The 17,934-nt window shown below is 26.8% G+C and carries 11 protein-coding genes; 7 read left to right on the top strand and 4 right to left on the bottom strand.

What is annotated here, in order from left to right; genetic code table 4:
- Positions 1–198: 198 nt before the first annotated feature.
- From EXC36_RS01660 to EXC36_RS01645, 4 genes are all read left to right on the top strand, one after another.
- On the top strand, positions 199–912 hold the full coding sequence (locus tag EXC36_RS01660) for a hypothetical protein (RefSeq protein ID WP_010925153.1): 714 nt from the start codon (positions 199–201) through the stop codon (positions 910–912).
- Between the two features lie 27 nt (positions 913–939).
- Positions 940–1,884, top strand: coding sequence for a phenylalanine--tRNA ligase subunit alpha (pheS, locus tag EXC36_RS01655; RefSeq protein ID WP_129690163.1), 945 nt, complete (start codon positions 940–942; stop codon positions 1,882–1,884).
- Between the two features lie 8 nt (positions 1,885–1,892).
- Positions 1,893–4,049, top strand: coding sequence for a phenylalanine--tRNA ligase subunit beta (locus EXC36_RS01650; RefSeq protein WP_129690161.1), 2,157 nt, complete (start codon positions 1,893–1,895; stop codon positions 4,047–4,049).
- A gap of 146 nt (positions 4,050–4,195) precedes the next feature.
- Positions 4,196–5,581: a BMP family ABC transporter substrate-binding protein gene (locus tag EXC36_RS01645; RefSeq protein WP_129690159.1), complete on the top strand. Its 1,386-nt coding sequence runs from the start codon at positions 4,196–4,198 to the stop codon at positions 5,579–5,581.
- A gap of 292 nt (positions 5,582–5,873) precedes the next feature.
- On the opposite strand, the gene EXC36_RS01640 is transcribed toward EXC36_RS01645, so the two are convergent.
- From EXC36_RS01640 to ffh, 4 genes are all read right to left on the bottom strand, one after another.
- Positions 5,874–7,751: an ABC transporter permease subunit gene (locus EXC36_RS01640; protein ID WP_158304720.1), complete on the bottom strand. Its 1,878-nt coding sequence runs from the start codon at positions 7,749–7,751 to the stop codon at positions 5,874–5,876.
- Positions 7,741–9,321 carry a sugar ABC transporter ATP-binding protein gene (locus tag EXC36_RS01635; RefSeq protein ID WP_010925148.1) on the bottom strand — a complete coding sequence of 527 codons (1,581 nt, stop codon included), beginning with the start codon at positions 9,319–9,321 and terminating at the stop codon, positions 7,741–7,743. Before EXC36_RS01635 ends, EXC36_RS01640 begins: the two co-directional genes overlap by 11 nt.
- 85 nt (positions 9,322–9,406) lie before the next feature.
- Positions 9,407–10,774: a substrate-binding domain-containing protein gene (locus EXC36_RS01630; RefSeq protein WP_041364043.1), complete on the bottom strand. Its 1,368-nt coding sequence runs from the start codon at positions 10,772–10,774 to the stop codon at positions 9,407–9,409.
- A gap of 278 nt (positions 10,775–11,052) precedes the next feature.
- Positions 11,053–12,402: a signal recognition particle protein gene (ffh, locus tag EXC36_RS01625; RefSeq protein ID WP_010925146.1), complete on the bottom strand. Its 1,350-nt coding sequence runs from the start codon at positions 12,400–12,402 to the stop codon at positions 11,053–11,055.
- An 81-nt stretch (positions 12,403–12,483) separates the two neighbouring features.
- Between ffh and EXC36_RS01620 the strand changes: the two genes are divergently transcribed.
- From EXC36_RS01620 to EXC36_RS01610, 3 genes are all read left to right on the top strand, one after another.
- On the top strand, positions 12,484–14,193 hold the full coding sequence (locus EXC36_RS01620) for a Na/Pi cotransporter family protein (protein ID WP_129690155.1): 1,710 nt from the start codon (positions 12,484–12,486) through the stop codon (positions 14,191–14,193).
- A gap of 571 nt (positions 14,194–14,764) precedes the next feature.
- Entirely contained in the window at positions 14,765–16,006 is a 1,242-nt protein-coding gene (gene glyA / locus EXC36_RS01615) for a serine hydroxymethyltransferase (protein ID WP_010925143.1), read from the top strand.
- A 52-nt stretch (positions 16,007–16,058) separates the two neighbouring features.
- The gene (locus EXC36_RS01610) at positions 16,059–17,909 is read left to right on the top strand and encodes a hypothetical protein (protein ID WP_129690153.1); all 1,851 of its coding nucleotides are present in this window, start codon (positions 16,059–16,061) and stop codon (positions 17,907–17,909) included.
- Positions 17,910–17,934: the final 25 nt, after the last annotated feature.

Below are 17,934 nucleotides of genomic sequence, written 5' to 3'. Positions count from 1 at the left end.
TAGATTTAAAAATGTGAAAATCTAATCAATAAATTTTCTATATATCACTTAAAGTCTAACTAGAGATCTTTAACTTTAAAAGCTTAGAAAAATTTTGCTAGTAATTAAAAAACCTAAAAAAGTTATGTCTTTTTCAAATATGTAAATCAAGGTGAGTTTTTAATTTCAAAAACAAAAAGCTCATATAATATTAACTCTATGTGATGAAGTAACTTTTTTAAGAAAAAAACAAAAATTTTTGATGGCAATTTTGAAGATAGTAACTTTAAATTTAATGTTTTAAATCCTTTGAAAATCCAAAGTCTTTTTTATGAAGGACAAAAGTTAATTAATTCAATAACTTTTTATCCTTGTAAAGTTCCAGTTTTAAAAAGTTTATTTTCCAAAAGCATAGTTGAAGTCAATCAAGAAGATGCTCTTATTTTTCCTGAGGTTTTTAAGTTTATCTACGAAAAAAAATCAAAAAAAACTTTTTTATTTGCCAATGGAAATTTCAAAAATTCTCAATCAATTGAAGTTAGACAAAACTATGTTTTTGAAAAAGAAAAAAATCTTTTTTCAATTAGTGCTCGCATCAATAGTAATTTAAAAAGCTACTATGGAATAGGCCTTGAAATTGATCTAAACAATTTTAAGGAAATTAAAATTTTTGACAAAAATCACAGTGAAATAAATGCAAATTTAAAAGAGTCAAAAGAGCAAAATAAAGAAATAGATGATTATTTAATTATTTATTTTGAAAGCTTTAAAATAAAGATTAAATCTTCATGAGTTTATCTTAAATTAAATGAGAATATTTTAAATTTAGAACTGGCTCAAAAATTTAATAAAAATATTATGCAAAGAAGTTGAATAATAGATGGAAATAATAAAAATTTCAATGTTATTAGTTTTGAATTTTCAAAAATCTAATAACATTAACTATAAAAGGAATTTTAAATGGAAAAAGACTATCAAAATATAAAAACTCTTGAAGAGTTAAAACAATATAAATTTAAAATCTATGGCAAAGATGGAGAGCTTGCAAAAAAACAAGAACAAATAAAAAAAGCTCCAGTTGATCAAAAAAAAATTTTAGGCCAAGAGCTTAATGATCTAAAACAAAAATATGAAAAGATCTTTGAAGAAATTAATGAAAATATTAAAAGCTATAATATTAAAAAAAGAAATGACTCTTTTAATGAAGATCCATTTTTGTTTAGTTCAATTGAAAGCTCTAATCATCCAATAAGCTTAGTTGAAAAAAGATTTAGATCTTGATTTTTACAAAATGGTTATTACTCAACTTTGGCAAGTGAAATTGAAAGTGATGAATATAACTTTGAACGTCTTAACATAGCATTTGACCATCCAGCTAGAGATATGCAAGATTCTTTATATATTAATAAAAATCTTTTACTAAGAACTCATAACACTGGAGTTTCAGCTCGTGAGCTTGAAAGAAATAAAAATAAAGCTTTTTCTAATTTTGTAATTGGTAAAGTTTATCGAAATGATGAAGATGATGCAACTCATTCTCATCAGTTTAGTCAAATCGATTTTATAAGTGTTGGAAATGTAACTTTTAATAATTTAATTTGAACTCTCAAATCATCTCTTTCATATGTTTTTGAAAAAGAAGTTGAAATTAGACTTAGACCAAGCTTCTTTCCTTTTACAGAACCCTCTGTTGAAGTTGATATTTTTTACAACAATAAATGAATAGAAGTTTTAGGAGCTGGCATGATTCATCCTAGTGTTTTAAAAGCAGCTGGCTATACAAATGAGATGGTGGGTTTTGCAGCTGGAATAGGTCTTGAAAGAATTGCTATGATTAAATACAACATTAGTGACATTCGTGATTTATATCGAAATGATCTACGATTTTTAAGACAATTTAAATAGGAGTATAAATGCTTTTTTCAATCAATAAATTAAGAGACTTAGCTAATTTAGATAAACAAATTACTAATGATCAAATCATCGATGCAATCAATAAAATCGGCTTTGAAGTTGAGAGTGTTAAAAATTTTTTAAATGTTTCAAAAATCAAATTTGGACTAATAAAAAAAGTTTATAAAAATCCCAATGCTTCTAATTTAAATGTCTGTGAAATTGAATTTGAAGACAAAATGCGAATCATCCAAACAACTGCTCAAAATGTTGAGCAAAATAAATACATAGTAGCTTTTGTTGAAAATTCAACTTTTGGAAAAATCAAAATTGAAGCAAAAGAAATTAAAGGAACTTTTTCTCAAGGAATGCTTTGTTCTCTGGAAGAGCTTGGCTTTGATAAGTCTTTAATTAGAGATGAATTTCAAGACAAAATTTTCCTTTTAGATAAAGCAGATTTAAAACAAGATCCCATTGATTTTTTTGACCTAGATGATCAAATAGTTGATGTTTCAATTTTGTCAAATCGTAGTGATGCCAATGGTTATTTTATTATGGCTTTAGAGCTAAGTGCTTTTTTTGAAACTAAAACAAATTTTGAAATAAAAAATGAAATTTTTAAGATTCATCCAAATCTAAAAGTTGATGAAACTAACACTTTAGATTTTGTCTTAATTGAGCCTCAAAAAGAGCTTAAAAAAATTTCATTAAAAGATCAAATTTTGATTATGAAATCAAATATAAAAACTTTTAATGATTCAGTAGATTTAACAAACTTAAATCTTATTATGAATGCTATGCCAACTCATGTTTATGACAAGGACAAAATCTCAAATGAAATTTCAGTTAAAAAAGTTTCTCAAGAGGTAAGTATTTTAGGTAATAAAAAAATAAGCTTAGATAATAACTTAGTTGTTTGTTCAAAAGAAAAGCCCATATCAATTGCAGGGGTAATTGGAATAGCTGATTTTGGTAGTGATCAAAACACAAAAAATTTTGTTTTTGAAATTGGAAGATTTAAAACACTTGATATTCAAAAATCAATTAAAAGTGTTAAATTAGACACTCAAAGTTCAAAGCTTTCTTCAAAGAAAATTTCATCAGGAACATTTAAGATGGCACTTAACTTTTTAACATCATATTTTGACTCTCAAGTACTAGTGAGTAAAAACTTAAAAGATAAAAAAGAATCCTTTAATTTTGTTTGAGAAGATTTAAATAAATTTTTAAACACTGATGTTAAAAAAATGCCTCATTTTAATAGAGTTTTAAAGTCTTTAAATATTTTAGGTTTTGAATTTAAAGACAATAAAGTTTATCTTCCAACTTATCGCCATGACATTGAACATGTCCAAGATATTCTTGAAGAGTTTTTAAGATTTTATGGATATGAAAATCTTGTATTTGAAGCTCCAAATATTAAAAACTTTGAGACTAAAAATTATGAAGAATATTTAAACTTTATTCCTTATTTAAATTACAGTGAAACAAGAACTTATTCTCTAGTTTCAAAGGATAAAAATATTTTCAATCCTTTTAATTTTAAAGAAAATATTAACCTTGAAACTTTCCATTCAAAAGAAAGAGAACAAATTAGAAATTCTATGATTTTATCAATGGAAGAAGTTTTACAATACAACCTAAAAAGAAAGGTTGAAAATGTTAATATTTTTGAAATTGGAATTATCAACAATTCACAAAGAAGTCTTGCATTATTAAGCAACCAAAAAAGCTTTAATCGCTTTAAAGAAGATGTTGAGTCAATTTTAAAAGATAAGCTTTATTCTTTTGAAAAAGGAGGCTTTGATTTTAGCCATCCACTTGAGTCAATAATCATCAAAGATAATGACCAGTTAATAGGTTATATAATTAGGGCAAATGCCAAGAATTTTGAAGAGGATTTTGTCTATGCTGAAATTTTAATAGATAAGCTTAGAAATAAAAAAATTGAAAATAAATCACTAAATTATTTACCTTTAAAAACCCTTGACATTAACTTTGAAGTGCCAAGTGAAAATGGGCTTTTTGAAGTTTATAAAACTCTAGAGAAAAATGAAAAAATCTATTCATATAAATTAATTGATCACTACCAAAAAAATCAAATTAGCATTTACACTATTAGAATTTGAGCTTTTGAAGAAAACATTGAAGAGTTAAAAACACTTTTTAATCTTTAAAAAGAACATTTTGGCATTTTTTTGCACAAAACTAGGCATAAAAAGTAATATTAAAATATAATTAAAAATAGGACATATTGAGAAACAAAAATTTGTCCATATTTTTAATTTTGATAACAACTATATATATTTTCAAAAGGACTAAAATGAAACTTAACAAAAAACTTTTTTCAATATTGCCCGTAGCAGCACTAGCTATTGCCCTTCCTGCAACTTTTGTTTCTTGTGCTCAAAATCCAAACAAAACAAATTCAAATCTTGATTCAAGTAAAATTACTGATCTTCTATCTCAAAAAGAAGTTACAGAAACTCAAAAAATTGTAGAAAATAAAATTAAACAAGCTAGTCTTGAAACTCAAAAAGTTGTGCTAATAACAGCTGATGGAAATATTGATGATAAATCTTTTAACCAACAAGTATATGAATCACAAAAAACTTTAAAAGATTTTGTTGATAAAGCTTATAAAAGTCAAAACAAAGAAGCTGAAAATCAACACAAACTTGACAATTATATAAACTCAGCTGTTAAAGATTTAGAGCAAAACTATAAAGTTGCTCTTGATCGTGGTTATACAACTTGAATTTTAACTGGATTTCAACAAGGAAATGAAATTGAAAACTTCTTAAATGATGAAAATAATTTAAGAAGATTTAAAGAAAATAAAGTGAAAATTATTGGAGTTGATTGAGCCCCTAATGCAAATTCAAAAATTCCTCAAGGTTCATTAATTTCACTTTTATTTAAAACTGAAGAAGCTGGATGACAAGCTGGTTATGCAAGTGCAGATTTTTTAGGAACAAAATATGCAAATAATGAAGCAAAAAGAGCTATTTCTGCCTTTGGTGGAGGAGATTTTGCTGGAGTTACTGACTTTTTAAATGGATTTTTTGAAGGAATTAGAGCTTGAAACTCTGAAGCTGAAAATGCTAATAAAAAAGTTAAAATTGTCTCTGAAAACTTAGTATTGGATACAGGATTTATACCAAATGCTGAAAAAAATGAAGTTGTTTCTAATGTTGTTGAAACTGGAAAATCTACTATTTCACTTCCAGTTGCTGGACCTTTTACAGGTGTGGTTGTGGACGTACTTAGAAAAGACACAAGCGATGAAGATAGATTTATAGTTGGAGTTGACACAGATCAAAGTTTATCATTTACAAATGATTCTAAAAGATTCTTTACATCAATTGTAAAAAATATAGCTTTTCCTGTTTACCAAATTCTACTAGCTTTATTAACTAAAGATGAAGAATCAGTAATTCTTAAAGAAGGAAATGATAAATTCCTTGGATCAAATCCTAAGAACCTAGTTCTAAAAAGAGGTTTAAGCGCTAAATTCGTTAACATTACTAAATCAAGAGTTAAAGAAAGCATTAAAACTCAAGCAGACACTTCTATTCAAAAAGCTATTGATAAATGAAATGCCAATCCTAATTCTAAAAAAATTGAAAAAGAAATGACCAATGGTGATTTAGAACACTTGAAATCTATTATCCAAAAAGCTAATAGAGGTGAGGCAATAACAAGTTAATTATTTTGTAATCACACTTTAATTAAATACTAACTAGCTTTGATTAGTTAGTATTTTTATTTCTTTGATTCTTAGATAAGCTTGCTAGTTAGCTTAGAAAATTTTAGTTAACTTTACTTGCCTAATATAGCACTATTTTTACAATAATTTATTTAGTTGTTAAATAGCCAAAGCTTTAGTAAATAAACTTATCACAAAGCTTAGTACTTATTTTTTTAAATAGCACCATTAAAGGAAAATAAAAAATGTCAGCTTTTAAGCTTGACATTTTTCTTTTTGTTTTGTTAGTTAATTAACTAATTTTTCTGTTTGCATAAATATCGTAGGCAACAGCTAAGACAAGAACAACACCTTTAACAACACGTTGAGTTCCAACATTAAGGGCTAAAAGCAAGATTCCATTGTTAATAAATCCAAGGATAAATCCACCAATTAGAGTTCCAATAGTTGTTCCTATTCCTCCAGCCATAGAAGCTCCACCAACAAAGACAGATGAAATAACGTCTAATTCAAATCCTTCACCAGCGGTAGCTGTAGCTGAAGTTACAATACCAGTAAAGATTATTGAGGCAATTGCAACCATTATTCCATTAATCATAAAGATTAAAGTAGTAGTTTTTCTAACATCGATACCTGAGAGCTCTGCTGATTTTTTATTACCACCAATGGCATAAACTTTTCTTCCAAAAACTGTGTTTTGAGTTAAAAATACAAAGATAACAAGCAAGATCATAATGTAAAGCAAGTATCATTTAACTCCAATTTTTCCAAAAGCATAACCTAGTAAAATCATAAACACTGATATAACAACTATTTTTAGTCAAAATACAAAACCAGAGTCAACTAGTAAACCAAATTTTATTTTCTTGTTTCTACCATAAACTAGAAAAAGAACTATTAAAGCAAGTGAGACAATAAAAATTAAAAATGAAATAATGTAAAAACCACCAACTTGAACATCAAAGATTGTTCTAATAATAGCCCTAACATAAGCTGATTGGGATCCTCCTTCAGGGGTTATGTTGTTTAGAGGAACTGCAAAAAGAGCTAGCCCTTTAAAAATTAACATTCCCCCTAAAGTAACGATAAATGAAGGTATTTTGAAATATCCAATTAAAAATCCTTGAGAAATACCAATTAAAGCACCTATAAATGCAGTACCAATTAAGGTAATAATTAAATAAAGTCCACCAAGAGAGCTATTATTTGAAAATGTTCTACTTACTCCATTATAAATAATAACCGATATGGCCCCGAGTAAACTAAGGAGCTGGCCAACAGAAAGGTCAATGTTTCCACCAACAATTACAAGGAGCATTCCCATTCCAATGATTAGAACATATGTATTATTTCTAAAGATAACTTCAATATTAGAAGGAGTTATATTTTGGAATTTAGTTAAAGATCCAAAGATCAAAAGAATAAGGGCCAAAATGTAGAACATTGAGTATTTTCTAATGTTGGCTGATATTTTTTTGAAAATATAGTCAATTGAATAATTTCCAATGTAACGAGATTTTTCATCTGCTATTCTGTTTCTTAGATTCGAAACAAAAGAAGATCCGGGTGAAACTTCTCTTCTTTTTTCAATTGTTTTAATTTGAAGTTGTTTTTTTTCTTCTAGTTTTTTAATTTGCTTTTCAAGTTTGATTTTTGTATCTTCGATATTTAAAGAAGCTATTTTTAATGACCATCTTTTGTTTATTTGGCCAAGATCAAGATAAAGCTGATCAATTTTTTGTTGACCTTCTTGTTTATCAAGGGCATAAGTGTCAATTTTATATTGAAGCTTTTTGATTAAATTTTCATATTTAGCTTCATTTTTTGCAATTCTACTTTCGTAGTATTTTTTCTTTTTGTTATAAAGAGCTTTTGAGTCTTTTAGCTCTTGTTCATTTGTTTTAGTTGTTGAAAGACTTTGTTTTAAAGTGCTAATTTTTTGATCAAATTTAGTTTCAATAGATTTAACTACTTTGTTTAGTCTTTGATTTTTTGACTTAGCAAAAGAGTCAAAATTTGTTTTTAATTTTTGAAATTTTGCTTCGTTTTTTTTGTTTTTAGAATCTAACTTAGCTTTTTCTTTTTGATCACGAACTTTGCGTTTTTCAAGGTTTATTTTCCTAAGTTCATTAATTTTTTGAATTTCACTTTGACTATAGTTATTGGACATTTGCTTGACTCCTTTCATTTTGTTTTGTTCCAATGGCAATTTGCATTACTTTTTCTGGAGTTGCCTCTTTTGAAGGAAGCTCTCCTTTGATAATTCCTTGTGACATAACAAAGATTCTATCTGTAATTCCTAAAAGCTCTTCTAATTCAGAGGAAATAACAACAATGGCTTTTCCTTCTGAGGCAAGATCTAATAATATTTTATAAATTTCATATTTAGATCCAACGTCAATACCTTTAGTAGGTTCATCAATAATTAATATATCAAAATTAGTTGTTAAGGCCTTGGCTATTAAAACTTTTTGTTGATTTCCTCCTGAAAGAGTCTCAACTAGATAGTCAACAGAAGGGGCTTTAATGTTAACTTTGCTTCTCATATATGAAGAGTTTTGTGTTTCTTTTTCTTTTTTTAGAATTCCAAATTTGTTAGAAAAAATGTGAGAGGCAGCTGAGGAGATATTTCAATGAATTGAAAACATTTGAATTAAACCAACATTTTTTCGATCCTCAGAGGCGTACATTAGACCATTTTTAATAGCTTGAAGCGGAGTTTTTAAATTAACTATCTTGCCATCAATTTTGATATTACCATTTTTTCTAATACCATAGGCATTTCCAAAAATTGACATAGCAAGTTCACTTCTTCCTGAACCAACTAGTCCACTTATTCCAACAATTTCGCCTTCTCTAACATTAAATGAAGCATTAATGACATCTAATTTTCCATTAACTTTTGGATTTTCAACTTGGAATTTTTCAACTTCAAGTTTAATTTTTCCAATTTTTCGCTCAGCTGGTTTTTCAGGAAATTTAGATTCTAAGTCCCTTCCAACAATGTCTTTAATTAAAGTAGCTTCATTTATGGTTTTTTCTTTTGAATTACTATAGTCAGAGATGTGTTTTCCATCCCTAATGATGGTTATGTAATCTGCTACATATGCAACTTCTTTAAGTTTATGACTAACAAAAATACATGTTATTCCTTCTTCATCACGAAGTCTTTTCATAATATCTAAAAGTGCATAACTATCTTTGTCATTTAATGAAGAAGTGGGTTCATCTAAAATTAATAACTTAGCTTTTTTAGCCAATGCTTTTGCTATTTCCAAAAGTTGTTGATCAGCAATTGAAAGTGTTCCAGCTTTAGTATCTGGATTTTTTTTAAGACCTACTAAATGAAGATAATAATTAGCTTTTTTAATCATTTCATTACGATTAATTAGCCCATGTTTTGCTTCATAGTTACCTAAAAAAATATTTTCATAAAGTGAAAGATGTGGTGAGATAGCAAGTTCTTGGTGAATAATTGCAATTCCAGCTTTTTCAGATTGTTTTAAATTAGAAAAGTTTGTTTGAATACCGTTGTAAAAAATTGCTCCATCAAATTTATCATTTGGAATAACGCCACTTATAACCTTTAAAATGGTTGATTTACCAGCTCCATTTTCTCCTACAAGAGATAAAATGGATTTTCTTTTAACTTTAAAAGAAACATTATTTAAAGCAACTACACCAGGATAGACTTTTGTAACATTTTTTAACTCAAGAATGACATCTTCGTTAGTGTTCATTTTTCTTCCTTTTTAAATTCATAAATAAAAAACCATCTCTGGCAATAAAAATTATTGATGGTTTTTTAAAAATTATTTAATTTTTCTATGATTCTTTCTTGAAAACTTTTGAGAAGTTAGCTTTTGTTACTAAAGTTGGTGTTAATAAAACAGAATTAATTTCTTTTTTATTTGATTCACTTTCTTTAGCTACATACTCTGTTCTAGATATTTGGAATGGAATATTTGGATATTGTTCTTTTAGATAAGCTTCAACTTTTTTGTTGTAAACCTCATCAGTTTCACTGCTTTGTTTTGGATTTTTTACTATGTAATAAGCAAGAGCTGTTGAAATAGCTGCTATTTTTCAGTCTTCTTTTGAAATAGTCATATTTTGACCTGTTTCATTATCAATAGATCTTAATGAAGGTTGATTTGAATCTTGTCCTGTTATATAAATTTTCTTAGGATCAAGACCTTTTTGTTCAATACTTGTAATTGCAGCTTGTTGAGCCATTTCGTCATTTGGAGCAAGAACTGCTGCTAAATTATTTTTTCTACTATCAAAAGTTGATTTTGCAAATAAAGTATCCAAGAATTGTTTTCCTTGTGAATAGTTTCAGTTTGCTTGAGCAACTACTCTAAAGTGTGATGTAATAGCACTTGTAAGCTCTTGATCAGTTGGTTTTGAATCTCCTGAAAGTCTATTGAAAACATCAGCACCTTCACCTTCACCAAAGTATTTTAAGTTTGAATCTATTTTCATAATTGCAGTAATAACATCCATTGCACCTTTAAAGAATAAGTGAGAGTTATTATCTTCAGGAGCTCCAGCTAAAGCTACAAATCCTTTTTCACTTGCTAATTTATTAGCCATAACATAAGTTTTAGCTTCTTCTAAAGTTTTAAAAGGCTCACCTTGTTTTCCATAAATTCCAGAAATTAAAGCTAATCCTTGTAATTGTCCAACTGTGTAATTGTTGAAGGCAACATATCAATTGTAGTTATTAGAAATTTTATGAATGAATCTATCTACAGCAATAAATTGAGCTTGAGCATTAGTTGTAGATTCAATAGCTTGTGTAGCATTTCCTGAATCAGCTGCTCCCATTAAAACAACTTTTGGTTTGTTATTTCCTGTTTTTGCAAGTTCAGCATCAACAAATGAATTTTGCTCAGCTTGAGCTTTTACGTGATTTGATGAAATGTGCTCAAATCCATTTGTTTTTGAATAAGCATCTAATTGTTTTTTTGTCTCTACTCATCTTTGATTTTCAGGATCTGTTACTGTAATTACAATAGAACCATCTGAAATTTTTTCACTAACTGCTTTTGCAGGTTGTTCTGGAGATGAAACTAATTTGTAAGTAGATGCTGTTGAACCCGAACCAACTCCACAAGAAATAGCAACTAAAGGTAGTGATAAAGTTGCTAAAGAAAGACTAAGAACAAACAATTTTTTGTTGATTTTCATATAAACTCATTTCAAATTTTAGCTTAGTCGTATAAAATAAATATTTGATATTAAATTATCAAATTTTTATAACTGCTTAAAACTAAAATTATTTTTTTATAATATATTAATTTTTTTATGAACTCACCCAAAGATTCATATCGGTATTTTTGACTTTGAGCTCACTTTATTTTATAGATTAAAATTAGCATTTTTTAACTAAAAATGATTTAAATGGTAATTTTATCCACAATTTTACTGATAAAAAAGTCAATTAAATTTTTATAAACTCATTTGTCTTATATTGAAAAGTTTCCAAAAGATCCTGGAGTAATTTTTCCTTCTTTTAGATTTGCAGAAAGAGCTTTCATTTTCTTAGTCATTGTCTCAAATTCATTAACTAATAAGTTATATTCTTGAACACTTCTTCCTGAACCTTCAATAATTCTTCTTTTTCTTGAAGCATTTTTTAAAAGCTTAGGATTTTTTTTCTCTTCACTAGTCATAGATGAAATAAGTATTGTAAAAAGACGAATTTTTGACTCAGCTTGATCAAGTTTTGACTCATCAATTTTGCCCCCTAATCCAGGGATCATTTTAACAATTTTAGAAAGCTTACCCATTTTTTGAACTTGCTTTAGATTCTCCATTAAATCTTCAAGATCAAAATTACCTTTGATCATTCTATTCATCATTTTTTTAACTTTATTTTTGTCAACAACTTCTTCAGTTTTTTCAATTAGAGAAAGCACATCTCCCATACCTAAAATTCTCTCAGCCATTCTATCTGCATGAAAAATATCAATGTTAGAAATTTTTTCTCCTGTCCCTATGAACTTAATTGGAATATTTAAAATTTCTCTAATTGATAAAGCAGCTCCACCTCTTGCATCAGAGTCTAGCTTAGTAATTATTGAACTACTAAGACTAAGTTTTTCATGAAAAGTTTTGGCAACATTGATAATATCTTGACCTGACATTGCATCTGCTACAAAAATAATTTCATCAGGCTTAATTTCTTTTTTAATTAACAAAAGCTCTTCCATTAACTTTTCATCTATTGAAAGACGTCCGGCAGTGTCAATTATTACTAAATCATTTTTTTCTTTATAAGCTTGATCAAGGGCTTGTCTTGCTGTTTTTATGGGAGAAACACTTACATCATTTGCATAAACTGGAATTTGAATTTGTTTAGCCAAAGTTTGAAGTTGATCAATGGCAGCTGGCCTGTAGACATCACAGGCTACCAAAAGAGGATTTTCAACAAATTTTTTCTTTCTTAAATAATAAGCAACTTTGGCAACGGTGGTAGTTTTTCCTCCACCTTGAAGACCAACAAACATAATAACATGAGGCTTTTTAACAATTTTAATCTCTTGGGCTTTTCCTCCGAGTAAAGTAGTTAGTTCATCTTTGACAATTTTAATCATTGTTTGAGATGGATTTAACTTACCTATTAGCTCTGATTCAAGGGCTTTTTCTTTAACATCTTTAATAAACTTTTTAACTACTAATAAATTAACGTCAGCTTCTAATAAAGCAAATTTGATATCTTTGATAACCTCAAGGATATCGGCTTCATTCAAAGTAGTTTTTTTACTCATTTTTTGAATACTTTTTTGTATTCTATTACCTAGAAAATCAAACATGTTTTTATTTTATTACATAAGTTTATTATTAGTTGAATTTTGTAGTTTATTTATGAAAAATAAGGTAATATTTAGTGAACTATGTTTTTTTGAAAAATAGATTTGACTAATTCACTAAACACAACAATTGGACTGGGATATTGAGAAGGAATTTTACTAGTATTTGTTGGAATAAGTGTTTTTTTAATGTCAATTAAAATGATGTCAACTAGCATTAGAAATGTTGGAAGTGAAAAATTTAAAAAAATCTTACTTTCTTTTTCCAAAAGACCAATAATTGGAATTTTTGCAGGATTTGCCTTTACTAGTATGATTCAATCCTCAGATGGAGCTGTGGCTTTGATTATGGGGCTTTTGGCAGCTAAATTTATTGATTTAAAAGGGGCAATAGCTTTTGTAATAGGAGCCAATGTAGGAACTGCTACAACTTCAATTATTGTTGCTTTAGAACAATATTTTAAAATATCAAATTATTTATTAATGCTTTGTGTTATTGGTGGATTTATTTTCTTATTTTTCAAGAAAGAAAAATGAACTAAAATTGGATTTTTAATTTTTTCAATTGGAATGATATTTTTAGGACTAAAAATACTTGGCTCAGCTGTTAAAGTTTTAGTTCAATCACCTGTTTTCAGTGACTTTATCAAAAAATTTGGTCAAGATAGTGCTAGTTCAAATTGAATTTCATTTTTCTTCTCAATTGCCCTTACTGCCCTTTTTCAATCTTCATCTGCTACCATAGCAATTTATCAAGCCATAATTTCTCAAGGCGAAAACATTCTTAGCTTAAGTTCAGGAATAGCTCTTGTTTTAGGAGCTAACATTGGAACTACTATAACTGCAATAATTATTGCATTTGTTTCAGGGGATAAAAATTCAAAAAGAATTGCAATATCATGGCTTTTTAGTAACTTTTCAATTGCTCTTATAGCAATGTCACTTGTAGGAGTTGCCTTTGCTCCTTTTGTTAGATTAATTGTGCCAGGAGAAAATGAAATAGCTGCTTGACAATTATCAATAGCACATTTATTATTCAATATTTTTCTAGCTGTTGTTTTCTTCTTCTTTATCAAACAACTTGTATGACTTTGTTTTGTATTGATCAAAAAAAGTGAAGATGAAAAAACAGAGGGTATGTTACTTCCAAAAACTCTTGTTAATGTATCGGTTGAGTTTGCACTTTTATCTGCAAAAAAATCAACAATGATTCTAACTAAAAGTGTTATTTCTTTGATCGAAAAATTTAAACAATATATTAATCAAAAAGGTCCTAAATCAATTTCCATTGAAAGAGATTTAGAAGTTATTAGAGAATATAAAAAAGAGCTTTATAAATATTCTGTTTTAGTTTCTAAAACGAATTTAAATGAAAAAGAATCAAAGATTAATTTAAAACTAATTTTAGCTCATAGATCACTTGAAAAAATATCTCAACTTTTAAGAGAAGTCTTAGAAGATTACAACAAAACAAAATCACAATTTAAAAAAATTAATGAAGAGTTTTATAAAAAGTGAAAAGAACAAATTATTAAGATTTTAGACATTAACATCCAAATCTTAAATGATGGTATTTTACAATTAGAAAATCCTGAAATTTCTAAGCTCTCAGAAAATAGAAAAATTGTTAGAAAAACTGATTCAATGATCAACAAATATTCTCATAATTTTCATGCAGATCTTCAACAACTTGACTTAGATAAAAAAGATTATATTTTAGATATTGAAATTTTAAATATTCTAAAAAATTTAGAAAGAATTTCCCATCACGGTTTAAGACTTTTAGAGGTTTAAAATTAACTTGATTTTAACTATTAAAAAAACTTTAAAAACATAAAATCTCCAAGTTCATCTTTTAAAAAAATTACTTAAATTTTGCTAGTAAAAATATATAAAAAAACAATAGAGAAAATCCATAAAAAACAAGTGCTTTTTTAAATGATAAAACTTGTTTTTTATTTTGTTTTTTTAACTTATCTATGACTGCAAAATAGCGAAAATAAACTATAAACAATTAATTAAGTAAATAATGTTTTAACTTGAGATTTTCTAAATTTTTATTGTTTAAATTTGTTTAAAAATTGCTCTAAATTTTTAGAGAATTTAATTAACTTATTTAATTTAGATATTTACTTTTTTAAGCTAATTATCAAGATTAATATTTTTCAATTTAAAAATATTTCTAGCTAATTAAAATAACATTAAATAAAATACTTAATTGTTAAATTAAAACTATTTAAGTAAATAAAATAAAATTTTTGTATTTATTAAGAAAAACATAAATTGTTACATTTTTATTTTAAAATTTAACTTGAATTTACAATAGTAGCTTTTAAATTTAAAATTATAAAAAGGAGATGTAAATATGTATAAAAAAATTACTTTAAATGACAAGGAAGTTGAACAAGCAATTAACAATGAATTAAAAAGACAGCAAGAACATGTTGAATTAATTGCAAGTGAAAATTTTGTCTCTGAAGATACACTAAAAGCAGTAGGATCTATTTTAACAAACAAATATGGTGAAGGTTATCCTTCAAAGCGTTATTATGGAGGATGTGAAAACGTTGATGTAGTAGAAAATTTAGCAATTGAAAGAGCAAAAAAACTTTTCAATGTTAAATACGTTAATGTTCAACCTTACTCAGGTTCTGTAGCTAATGCCTCTGCTATTGCTTCACTTGCGAATAATGGAGATACTATCCTAGGACTTTCACTAAAATCAGGAGGACATTTAACTCATGGTTACAAAATAAGCTTTAGTGGTTTTTTCTATAATTCTCATACTTATGAAGTTGATGAAAATGGTTTTCTAAATTATGATGATATTTTAAAGATAGCAAAAGAAGTAAAACCAAAAGTTATTATTTGTGGTTACTCTGCATATCCTAGAATAGTTGATTTTAAAAAATTTAGAGAAATAGCTGATGAAGTTGGAGCTTATCTTTTAGCTGATATTTCCCACATTGCTGGATTAATAGTTACAAATAACCACCCTTCTCCAAGTGAATATGCAGATGTCATTATGACAACAACACATAAAACAATGCGCTCTGCAAGAGGGGCAATCATTATGACCAATAATGAAGAGCTTGCTAAAAAAATTGATAGATGAGTTTTTCCTGGATATCAAGGAGGACCTCTTTTCCATGCTATAGCTGGAAAGGCAACAGGATTTTATGAAGCTTTGCAACCTTCTTTTAAAACCTACCAAGATCAAGTTGTAAAAAATGCAAAAGTTTTTGCAGATGAATTTATCAAGCTTGGAGCCAAAGTTATTTCAGGAGGAACTGACAACCATCTACTAATAGTTAATGTTTTTGACTCTTATGGAATTACTGGTAAAAAAGCTGAAAATATCTTAGGGAAAATCAACATAACAGTTAATAAAAATACTATTCCCTTTGATACAAACTCACCAATGGTTACTTCAGGAATAAGATTGGGAACTCCTGCTATGACCACAAGAGGTTTTAAAGAAAATGAATTTATTTTAATTGCAAGAATTATGGTTAAAGCTTTAAAAAATCCTGATGATCTTTCACTACATCAAGAGTTAAAAAATGAAGTTCTTGAAATAACTAAAAAATTCTCTCTACCATGATAGTTAAAATGCTATAAACTATTTTAAAATCCAAAAAATATACAAAGAAAAATTTATGAAAACTAAAAAATTAAAATACTTATTTTTTGCCTCACTTTTAACTTTATCATTTTCCACTATGATTTCTTGCTCTGCAGAAATTAAACAAGGTGAAGCTGACAATAAAAATAAACAAAATAACGAAACTAAAAACAACATTCCAGATGAGACAAAAAATGATCAAAGTAATTCAATTAAGAAAAATTTAAATTTAGAAAATTGGATTGATGACATTAAAGATTCAGCACAAAATGAACATCCTTCTTTTTTCATAACTTGAAGAGCTGCACAAATTTATATAGCATCTTTTATTTCCATGATTGCTCAACTTGAAATGATGAAAAAATCAGGAGATAATCAACAATTCAATGATGTTATTTTATTAACTTCTGATTTAGAAAATAAATATAAAAAAACTATTGAAAATAAAGAAGAGCAAAAGTTTGATTTTAAAAAACTCTTAGATGATTATGGAGATGTTTTAAAATCAATTGACTCACAAGAAAATTTCTCAAAAGATTCTAGATTTTTATTGATGAATGATTTTGAAGATTTAAAACTCAAAGATGAAAATGGGAATATAAAAAAATATTCATATACATGAAAGCCTAATTCAGTTGAAGAGCTTCAAAATTGATTAAAACCATATCTAGATAGAAAAGTTGAAAAATTTGATTTTTATATTCCTGATATTGTTTGAATGAACATGCCAATTGAGATACAAAGATTTGTAATTGAAAGAGCTAACAAAATAGTTTTATTCTCAGATGGTAATGCTCAACAAATATATTTTATGAATCAATATTACTTTGAAAATTTTGCACAAAAAAATAATATTTGACCTTCAAAAGATGAACTTAAAAAAGCATGAGAAGACATTCAAAAAAACAAAACAAAAGAAGCTTTTGAAAAATATGATCATCGATTATTTTTTCAACTAGAAGATAAAATAAAAGTATATAACTTTGATCCATCTTATGTTGGATACTTTGATAAAAGATATAAAAATCAAAATGCAAAATTTAAAATCCATAAATCTCCATTAAGTCATAGACAATTTAGCTTTGGAGAAAAAATTGATGAAAATTTTGTTAAAAACTATGAAGGTGTTTTAAAAGTTAAAGATCAAAAATTTGATGAATTTATTGTTCATAATAAAAATTTTTTAGACACAAAAAAGAAAAACTTAGTATTTTTAGGATCATCACTTTTTAGACATACAAGCACTGTAGATAGAGATAAACTAAGACTAGAAACTAACACAGATCTTGCTAGAAAAAATTTAGATGAAGTGCACAAAATTTTTGAAGCAATTAAAATTAAATATGATCCCAATAAATACAACTATATTTTCAAACTTCATCCTTACTATAAAAACAATGAGTCTAAACATTATGTAAATTTAATAACAAATAATTTTGACAAACCAATTATTCTAGAATCAGAAATTCCTTGAGAGTTTATTTTAGAAAGTGAATATATAGCACTTGGAAAAAATAATTCAGTTTTATTTGACAAAAATGATTTTAAGGATAAAAATAATTCATCAAAAACTACTATTTGAGGATATCAAGGAACAACAACAAGCATCACTTCAACTCTTTCATTTTTAAAGGATAACTTTAATATCTCATATGAACAAGCTAGAAATTTTGTAAACCTTGAAAATTTTCCAATTCCCACAACTTTTCATTTAATTCAAAGAGATATAATTTTTCCTTCTAAAGAAAAGGCTATAAAAACTAACAGAAAAAATCTTGAAGATATTTACAAATACTTCCAGGATGTAGGACAATTCTTTGATTTAGATCAGTTTAAAAGTGCTGATAATTTCATTGAAAAATACGCAAAAAATAGAAATAAATAAAAAACCTCGCTATGAGGTTTTTTAG

It is taken from the genome of Mycoplasmopsis pulmonis, from assembly GCF_900660575.1.
GTDB lineage: Bacteria > Bacillota_I > Bacilli_A > Mycoplasmatales > Metamycoplasmataceae > Mycoplasmopsis_B > Mycoplasmopsis_B pulmonis.
The sequence above is the reverse complement of the archived record's forward strand: the minus strand, read 5'-3'. Positions and strand labels throughout refer to the sequence as shown.